The following is an 8382-nucleotide window of genomic DNA, read 5'->3' as shown; positions in this document are numbered from 1 at the left end:
CTTGAATCGCGATGGGTGCACTGCACCCGCCGTGTGAAATGGAATATTCGGGGGCTCAGAGCAGATCCAGGCCATGGCCTTGCGCCATGGCAACGATGACCTTGCGCGGGCCACTGAAAGGCGCGCGAGCATGGGCAGTCAGCATGTTGTCGAGCATCAGCACGTCGCCACTGCACCAGGGAAAGCTGACCGTGGCTTCGGCCAGCACGCCGCGTATGTCGTCGAGCAGGGACTCCTCGATCGGGCTACCGTCGCCGTAATAGACATTGCGCGGCAGATCGTCCTCATCGACGATTTCCAGCAGGCTTTCGCGCACCTCGGCGGGCAGGTTGGAGACGTGGAACAGATGCGCCTGGTTGAACCACACCCAGTCGCCGGTGCGTGGATGACGGGCAACTGCCTGACAGCGCTGGCGAGTGCGCAGTTCGCCGTCGTCCTTCCACTCGCAATCGATCTGGTGAGCCCGGCAGTAGGCCTCTACCACCGCACGGTCGCTGCTGTTGAACACCTGCTCCCAGGCAACGTCCAGGCCGTTGCCGAAGTTGCGCACATACATCAGCCCACGCTCGCTGAAACGACGGCGGATCGCCTCGCCGACCTGGCGGTAGATCACCCGGCTGTCGGCAATCGGCGTCTCCCCGCCACTCTGCGCAGCCTGCACGCAGTAGAACCAGATACGCATCGGCCACTCGCGGGTATAGGCCTGCTCATTGTGCAGCGGAATATGCTGGTGCGGCGGATACTCGGTGGAGGTGTAGACGCCAGCGGTCACGTTACTGCGTGGCGTGGAACCGAATTCGTAGTTCAACAGCGGGTCGCCGAATGCGGCAGCGAACGCACGAAAGCGCTCGGCTTCACCCACGTCGAAACCGCGCAACAGCACCCCACCACAGCGTTCGAGGTGTTGATCGATCAGCTCGCGCAGCTCCTGCTGGCTCGCCAGCAGGTCGATTCCGTCGTCAGCCTGCACCAGCAGCGGTAAACCACCGCGCGACTCAGGCAAAGGCTTGATGGAGAAGAAAGTCATCACATGCTCCTCTCAGGCCTCGATGGCCTGGAGATCGCGCCCACTGTCACGCAGCTTGCCGAGCATGTACTCGAGCAACTGCTGTTCGCAGGCGTTGATGAAAAAATGGTCGCCCTCGAACATCTCCAGCGAGAAGTCATCGGCGGTTTCGTCCTGCCAGGCTGCCAGCGCATCCACCGACACCCGATCGGCCTTGCCGCCCAGCACATGGATCGGGCAACCGAGCAGCGCACGTCGGTAGTAGCGGTAACGGCCACACAGGAGAAAATCGGCGCGCAGCACCGGCAGGGTCAGACTGAGCATCTCCGCATCGTCAAATACGGCTGCGGGCGTACCACCCAGAGATCGCAGACGCAGCAACAACTGCTCATCGCTCTGCTCTTGCGCCAGTTCGAGGTGGGTCTCGCGGCGCGACGGCGCCGGTGCTGCCGAGGCGAACAGCGCCTGCGGAGCTGGCATGCCGAGCTGGCGCAGCGCATGGGCCAACTCGAAAGCCAGCAGGCCACCGAGACTGTGGCCAAACAGCGCGTAAGGCTGCCTGAGCGACTCGCTCAACTCGGCCGCGAGCTGATTGGCCAGTGCCTGCATATCGGTCTGCAACGGTTCATTGAAGCGTCGACCCCGCCCAGGCAACTCCAGCGGCAACACCTCGACCCATGCCGGCAGGGAACGACGCCAACGCGCATAAGCCATTGCGCTGGCACCGGAATATGGCAGGCAGTACAGGTGCAAGCGGCCGGGCATCATCACTGCTCCGCAGCCTGGCCGCTCATCGCCTGACGCAAGCTCAGTGGACGCATGTCGACCCACTCCCGCTCAACATAGGCCAGACACTCCGCCTTGCTGCCACGCTGCTGCGTCTCACGCCAGCCAGCGGGCACAGCCTTGCCGTCTGGCCACAGGGAATACTGCAGCTCGTGATTGACGAGAACCTTGAATGTCGCGTCGTCGCGATCAAATGCCATCTCTGCCTCCTTCTCGCCCGGGTTGGGCGGCTTTCCGATGAAGACGAAGGAGAGAAGCGAATAGTTAGGATTAACTCATGAGATTAATTATCATAAGTGCCGTTTGAGAGGATATTCTCATCCGACTGAACGCTTTGATCGCGGATTGAGTCAGAGGCTGCGTAACAGTTGATAATAATTATCAACTCCATTAGATTTGGCCGCCTCGATACCGGCGCAGGAACCGCCAGGCAGGGCTAAAAGACCCGCGCAATGGATTCGCGCCAGATCTAACCCATGTGGACGCCCATCACGCTCTGGCCGCATAGGAAACATCTCATGCCCAAGACGCTCCCCACTCAGCAGCATCTGGCCCTGCACGACCTGTTCGTCACCCGCAGGCAGACCTTCATCAACGCGGCGGCGCGCATCCTCGGTTGCCGCAGCCACGCCGAAGATGTGGTGCACGACGCCTATATCAAGCTCAGCGCCGCGAGCATGGTGCCAAGCATCCAGTCGCAAAGCAGCTACCTGCTACGCGTGGTGCGCAACCTGGCGATCGACCTCTATCGTCGTCAGGCTCTGGAGAAACGCTATGCCGGCAGCGAGGAAGAAGGCCTGTATATCGCTGCCCCTGGCGCCTCACCAGAGACCAGCCACGAGAGTCGAGAGACCTTGGAAATGCTCTCCTCGGCCTTGGCGCAAATGCCCGAACGCACTCGCTATGCCTTCGAGATGTACAAATTGCACGGGCGTACGCAGAACGATATCGCCAAGGAGCTGGGGGTTTCACCAACCCTGGTGAACTTCATGGTGCGCGACGCACTGCTGCACTGCCGGCAAGCGCTCAAGCGCATGGAGAGCAAGGCGCACTGAAACGAGAAGGGAACATCTGCGACGCGCCACTGGGAACTGGCCCAAGGGTCTAGAAGAGATGGCGTCCCCTGCTGGAATCGAACCAGCATCTAGCCCTTAGGAGGGGCTTATTCTATCCGTTGAACTAAGGGGACACGGCCGTATTGGCAACGGCCGGGCCGCATCTTAGCGGCGGCGCGCGCATTTGTCATGTCGCGCACCGCTCCGTACCTAGCGCTGCCAACCCAGGGAAACCACCTTGGCGCTAGCGGCAGCACGCACGGGTTGCAGGCCGCCGCGTAAACGCTCCAGCGCCATGCGGTCGGCAATCGCGGTGGTGGTCTCACCCTCGCGCTCGGCACGCTGGAAGATCTCCGTCAGGGTCGGGCCGATACCTTCGATATGCGCCTTGAGCTGCTCGGCGCTGCCACCGGTGCGCTCGTAGCAGACATCGATGATGCCGCCGGCATTGATCGCGTAGTCCGGTGCATACAGGCACTCACGGCGACGCAGCAGCTCGGCCAGGCTGGCGTCGGCCAGCTGGTTGTTGGCCGCACCGGCGATGATCGGCGCGCGCAGGGCTTCCAGCGTCTGCAGGTTGATGATGGCGCCCAGTGCGCACGGCGCGAATACGTCCACATCGAGGCGGTAGATCTCGCGCTGGCCAACCGCTGTAGCGCCCAGCTGGCTGACGGCGCGCTGCACGTTGGCCTCGACGATGTCCGTCACCCACAGTTGCGCACCGGCCTCCTTGAGCAGTTTGGCCAGACCGAAGCCGACCTGACCGACACCCTGGATGGCCACGCGCATGCCGGACAGGTTCTGCCGCCCCAGGCGATGCGCCACAGCCGCCTGGATGCCGATGAACACACCGTAGGCAGTCGAAGGCGACGGATCACCGTCACGGCTGCCGCCACCGAAAGCCTCGCGCTGCCCGGCGCCGGCCACGTGGCGAGTGCGCTCGGCCATGATGCGCATCTCGGCCACGCCAGTACCCGAGTCGGCCGCGGTGACATAGCGCCCACCCAGGCTGTCGACGAAATCACCCATGGCCTGGAACAACGCTTCGCTCTTGCCAGTATGTGGATCACCCATGATCACCGCCTTGCCGCCACCGAGCGGTAAGCGGGCCAGCGCCGATTTGTAGGTCATGCCGCGCGACAGACGCAGCACGTCGCGCAGTGCCTCCTCGTCCGTGGCGTAGTTCCACATGCGGCAGCCGCCCAGTGCAGGGCCAAGGGTGCTGTCGTGAATGGCGATGATGGCTTTCAGGCCGCTGGCCTTGTCGTGGCCGTAGACCACCTGTTCGTGCTGATCGAAGTCGACGTGATTGAAAACGGACATCGGGTTACCTCGGATATAAAAAGCCGCCCCTCCCCCGCACGGGAGAGGGTGGCAAAGGGGATGGGGTTGAAGCTCAGGCAGCCGGTTCGAACAACTGCACCGCTGCGATCTCGCTGACAGTCAGACGCGCCTTGAGCTGACTCGCCTGCTCGCGCGCCTTGGCCAGCGCCGCTTCCTTGACGTGACCGTAGCCGCGGATCTGCTCCGGAATTTCGGCCAGCGCCACTGCCGTGCGGTAGTTACCGGCGTTGAGCTCGGCGAGCAGGTAGGCCACGTTGGCTTCGTACTCCTCGATCAGTTCGCGCTCCAGGCGACGCTCGGCACTGTGGCCGAACGGATCGAGCACGCTGCCACGCAGGAACTTGAAGCGCGCCAGTACGCCGAACGCCTTGAGCATCCAGGGGCCGAAGCTGCGCTTGCGTGGCTGGCCAGTGACCGCATCGGGCTTGCTCAACCAGCTCGGCGCCAGATGGAACTGCAACTGGTAGTCGCCTTCGAACTGTGCTTCGAGCTGCTTGCGGAAGGTGGCATCGCTGTACAGCCGCGCCACTTCGTACTCGTCCTTGTAAGCCAGCAGCTTGAAGTAGTAGCGCGCCACAGCCTTGCTCAGGCTCTGCTCGGCAGAGGTATCGGCCTTGCGCACACGCTCGACCAGCTCACGGTAGCGCTCGGCATAGGCGGCGTTCTGGTAGGTGGTCAGGCGCTGCACGCGGTCGGCGATGATCTCCTCCAGCGTGCTGCAATGCGGCGCCTCGACGACCTTGGGTGCAGCGACCTTCTCCACTGCGGCCAGGTCATGCGCGGCCCGGCGGCCCCAGAGGAAGGCCTGCTGGTTGAGCTGAACGGCCACGCCGTTGAGCTCGATAGCCTTGTTGATCGCCTCAGCCGACACCGGCACCAGCCCCTGCTGATAGGCGTAACCGAGCATGAACAGGTTGGTGGCGATGCTGTCGCCGAGCAAGCGAGTGGCCAGACGGGTAGCGTCGACGAAGCGGGTCTTGCCCTCGCCCACCGCCTCGCTGAGCGCTTCGCGCATTGCCGCGCCAGGCACTTGGGCGTCCGGGTTGCGGGTGAACTCGGCAGTGGCCGCCTCATGACTGTTGATCACCGCATGGGCGATCTTGTCGTTGAGCTTGGCCAGCGCCTCTTCACTGGACGACACCACCAGGTCGCAGCCCAGCAGCAGGTCGGTTTCCCCGGCGGCGATGCGCACCGCGTAGATGTCGCTCTGCCGCGCGGCGATGCGAATGTGGGTGATCACCGGGCCGAATTTCTGCGCCAGGCCAGCCTGGTCGAGCACGGTGCAGCCCTTGCCTTCGATATGCGCGGCCATGCCCAGCAGCGCACCGACGGTGGTCACGCCGCTGCCACCGACGCCGGGCAGGAGGATGTTCCAGGGCCGGCTAAGGGCCGGTTGCTTGGGCTCCGGCAAGGCGATGAACAGCGCGCTCAGGCCAACGGCCTCGGGCTTGCGCAGGCTGCCGCCATGCACGGTAACGAAGCTCGGGCAGAAGCCTTCCAGGCAGCTGAAGTCCTTGTTGCAGGCGCTCTGGTCGATCTCGCGCTTGCGCCCCAGTTCGGTCTCCAGCGGCAGCACCGACAGGCAGTTGGATTTCACGCTGCAGTCGCCACAGCCTTCGCACACTGCCGGGTTGATGAAGGCGCGCTTGGCGGGATCGACCATCTTGCCGCGCTTGCGCCGACGGCGCTTCTCGGTGGCGCAGGTCTGGTCGTAGAGGATCACCGAGCAACCCTTGACCTCGCGCAGCTCACGCTGCACGGCGTCCAGTTCGCGTCGGTGGTGGAAGGTGACGCCTGGCGCGAAGGTGGCGCGGGTCGGGTACTTGTCCGGCTCGTCGCTGACCAGGGCGATGCGTTTGACGCCCTCGGCATGCACCTGCTGGCTGAGCTGGTCGATACGCAGCTCGCCGTCGATGGGTTGGCCGCCAGTCATGGCCACCGCGTCGTTGTAGAGGATCTTGTAGGTGATGTTGACCCCGGAGGCCACGGCGGCACGCAGGGCCAGGTGGCCGGAGTGGAAGTAGGTACCGTCACCGAGGTTCTGGAACACGTGCGGCGTATCGGTGAATGGTGCCTGGCCGATCCAGGTGGCGCCCTCGCCGCCCATCTGGGTGAAAGTGTCGGTGCTGCGATCCATCCACTGGGTCATGTAGTGGCAACCGATGCCACCGAGGGCGCGACTGCCTTCCGGCACCTTGGTCGAGCTGTTGTGCGGGCAACCGGAGCAGAAATGCGGGGTGCGCGCAGTTTTGTGCTTGGGCGCGGCCAGGGCCTTCTCCTTGGCATCGAGGAAGGCAAGGCGCTCCTCGATGGTCGGGCTGCTGTAGATCGGCGCCAGGCGCTTGGCGATCACCCGAGCGATCATCGCCGGGGTCAGCTCGCCGAGGTTGGGCAGCAGCGAATTGCCCTGCTCATCGAACTCGCCGACCACCCGCGGGCGCTTGCCTACAGGCCAGTTATAGAGCTGGCCGGTCAACTGGTCTTCGATGATGCTGCGTTTCTCTTCCACCACCAGGATTTCGTCCAGGCCCTCGGCGAACTGATGCACCGAAACCGGCTCCAGTGGCCAGCTCATGCCGACCTTGAGCACGCGCAGGCCAACCTGGGCGCACAGCGCCTCGTCCAGACCGAGGTCATCCAATGCCTGGCGCACATCAAGGTAGGATTTGCCGGTGGTGATGATGCCGAGGCGCGGGTTGGGCGAATCGAGCTTGACCTGGTTGAGGTTGTTGGCCAGGGCGAAGGCGCGCGCGGCGTAGATCTTGTAGACGTTGAGGCGTTTTTCCTGAGCCAGGGGCGGATCGGGCCAGCGGATGTGCACGCCGTCTTCGGGCAGTTGGAAATCCTCGGGGATCTTGATCTGGATGCGCAGCGGGTCGACATCCACCACGGCCGAGGAGTCGACGTTCTCGGCGATGGTCTTCAGCGCCACCCAGCAACCGCTGTAACGCGACAGTTCCCAGCCGATGATGCCGTAGTCCAGCACTTCCTGAATGTTGGCCGGGTTGAGCACCGGCATCGACGCCGCGATAAAGGCGTGTTCACTCTGGTGGGCGATGGTCGAGGACTTGCAGCCGTGATCATCACCGGCCAGCACCAGCACGCCACCATGTTTGGAAACACCGGCCGAGTTGCCATGCTTGAACACGTCACCGCTGCGGTCGACGCCCGGCCCCTTGCCGTACCACATGGCGAACACGCCGTCGTAGCGGGCGCCAGGGAACAGGTTGGCCTGCTGGCTGCCCCACACCGCCGTCGCGCCCAACTCCTCGTTGACGCCGGGCTGGAAGTGGATGTGGTTTTCCTTCAGGTACTCGCGCGCATCCCACAGGCTCTTGTCCAGGCCGCCCAGGGGCGAGCCGCGATAGCCGGAGATGAAGCAGGCGGTATTGAGTCCGAAGGCGGCGTCACGCTGCTTCTGCAGCATGGGCAGGCGGGTGAGCGCCTGAGTGCCGGTCAGGTAGAGGTGACCGGTAGCGAGGCGGTATTTGTCATCCAGGCGGATTTCGGCCAGTGACATGGAGCGCTCCTTTTATTTTTATGGCGAGCACAGGGAGCGCGACGGTAGACACGCTCCGTTGAGTCCTGCCGCAGGATCACTGCGACGGATTTGCCTAAAGCATGACTGGAGGGTTCCGCTTTTTTCTTTCTATTTTCGAGTAGCGAAGGCGATACTTCGCATGATCCTTCCAACAATCACAATAAATTGGAAACAATCATGCAGGACAAGCTCAGCCCCATTGATCGTCGGATTCTTCGCCTGCTGCAACACAACGCCGATCTCTCTGCCGCCGAGGTGGCGGAAAAGGTCGAGCTGTCGCAATCCCCCTGCTGGCGGCGAATCAACCGTATGCAGGAAGAGGGACTGATCGAGCGCAAGGTCGCCCTGCTCAACCACAAGCGCCTGGGCTTCGGCATCACGGTGTTCGTCGACATCAAGCTGTCGGCCCATGGTCGCGGCAATCTGGATGAGTTCGAGCAAGCCGTGGTCGGCTACCCGCAGGTGCTGGAGTGTTACAGCATGGCCGGCGGCTCGGATTACCTGCTCAAGGTGGTGGCCAAGGACATTGCCGATTACGAGCGCTTCCTGCGTGACCATCTGCTGCAGCGCCCGCACGTGCACGAGGCGCACTCGCATATCGCCATGAGCGAGGTCAAACGCACCACGGAGCTGCCGCTGGATTGAATGGG

7 protein-coding genes and 1 tRNA gene are annotated in these 8382 nt (G+C 63.4%); 2 read left to right on the top strand and 6 right to left on the bottom strand.

The window, feature by feature from the left end; all coding sequences use genetic code 11:
• Nucleotides 1-55 precede the first annotated feature (55 nt).
• From HS968_RS09660 to HS968_RS09650, 3 genes are read right to left on the bottom strand one after another with little or no spacing between them, the layout of a single operon-like run.
• A complete protein-coding gene (locus HS968_RS09660; protein ID WP_182371099.1) occupies nucleotides 56-1027 on the bottom strand; it encodes a TauD/TfdA family dioxygenase in 972 nt (323 codons plus the stop codon).
• Nucleotides 1028-1039: 12 nt separating this feature from the next.
• The gene (locus tag HS968_RS09655; protein WP_182371098.1) at nucleotides 1040-1771 is read right to left on the bottom strand and encodes a thioesterase II family protein; all 732 of its coding nucleotides are present in this window, start codon (nucleotides 1769-1771) and stop codon (nucleotides 1040-1042) included.
• A 2-nt stretch (nucleotides 1772-1773) separates the two neighbouring features.
• Nucleotides 1774-1992 carry an MbtH family protein gene (locus tag HS968_RS09650; RefSeq protein WP_182371097.1) on the bottom strand — a complete coding sequence of 73 codons (219 nt, stop codon included), beginning with the start codon at nucleotides 1990-1992 and terminating at the stop codon, nucleotides 1774-1776.
• Between the two features lie 318 nt (nucleotides 1993-2310).
• On the opposite strand from HS968_RS09650, the gene HS968_RS09645 reads away from it, so the two are divergent.
• Nucleotides 2311-2847: an RNA polymerase factor sigma-70 gene (locus HS968_RS09645; protein WP_179624557.1), complete on the top strand. Its 537-nt coding sequence runs from the start codon at nucleotides 2311-2313 to the stop codon at nucleotides 2845-2847.
• A gap of 59 nt (nucleotides 2848-2906) precedes the next feature.
• Here the strand turns inward: HS968_RS09645 and HS968_RS09640 are convergent.
• From HS968_RS09640 to HS968_RS09630, 3 genes are all read right to left on the bottom strand, one after another.
• Nucleotides 2907-2981 (bottom strand) — tRNA-Arg (locus tag HS968_RS09640).
• Nucleotides 2982-3057: 76 nt separating this feature from the next.
• Nucleotides 3058-4170, bottom strand: coding sequence for a Leu/Phe/Val dehydrogenase (locus HS968_RS09635; RefSeq protein ID WP_182371096.1), 1113 nt, complete (start codon nucleotides 4168-4170; stop codon nucleotides 3058-3060).
• A 73-nt stretch (nucleotides 4171-4243) separates the two neighbouring features.
• Nucleotides 4244-7711, bottom strand: coding sequence for an indolepyruvate ferredoxin oxidoreductase family protein (locus HS968_RS09630; RefSeq protein ID WP_182371095.1), 3468 nt, complete (start codon nucleotides 7709-7711; stop codon nucleotides 4244-4246).
• A 198-nt stretch (nucleotides 7712-7909) separates the two neighbouring features.
• Between HS968_RS09630 and HS968_RS09625 the strand changes: the two genes are divergently transcribed.
• Complete coding sequence (locus HS968_RS09625) at nucleotides 7910-8377, top strand: Lrp/AsnC family transcriptional regulator (protein ID WP_013714912.1); 468 nt, start codon at nucleotides 7910-7912, stop codon at nucleotides 8375-8377.
• The last annotated feature ends 5 nt before the right edge of the window (nucleotides 8378-8382 follow it).

Origin of the sequence: Pseudomonas berkeleyensis (assembly GCF_014109765.1) — a bacterium.
Taxonomy (GTDB): Bacteria; Pseudomonadota; Gammaproteobacteria; order Pseudomonadales; family Pseudomonadaceae; genus Aquipseudomonas; species Aquipseudomonas berkeleyensis.
Note: the sequence above shows the minus strand (reverse complement) of the source record. Positions and strands in the feature narration are given on the sequence as shown.

Excerpts from the sequence above, each read along its gene's own strand:
- HS968_RS09660 (WP_182371099.1), bottom strand. The coding sequence starts at position 1,027 with ATGACTTTCTTCTCCATCAAGCCTTTGCCTGAGTCGCGCGGTGGTTTA.
- HS968_RS09655 (WP_182371098.1), bottom strand. The coding sequence starts at position 1,771 with ATGCCCGGCCGCTTGCACCTGTACTGCCTGCCATATTCCGGTGCCAGC.
- HS968_RS09650 (WP_182371097.1), bottom strand. The coding sequence starts at position 1,992 with ATGGCATTTGATCGCGACGACGCGACATTCAAGGTTCTCGTCAATCAC.
- HS968_RS09645 (WP_179624557.1), top strand. The coding sequence starts at position 2,311 with ATGCCCAAGACGCTCCCCACTCAGCAGCATCTGGCCCTGCACGACCTG.
- HS968_RS09635 (WP_182371096.1), bottom strand. The coding sequence starts at position 4,170 with ATGTCCGTTTTCAATCACGTCGACTTCGATCAGCACGAACAGGTGGTC.
- HS968_RS09630 (WP_182371095.1), bottom strand. The coding sequence starts at position 7,711 with ATGTCACTGGCCGAAATCCGCCTGGATGACAAATACCGCCTCGCTACC.
- HS968_RS09625 (WP_013714912.1), top strand. The coding sequence starts at position 7,910 with ATGCAGGACAAGCTCAGCCCCATTGATCGTCGGATTCTTCGCCTGCTG.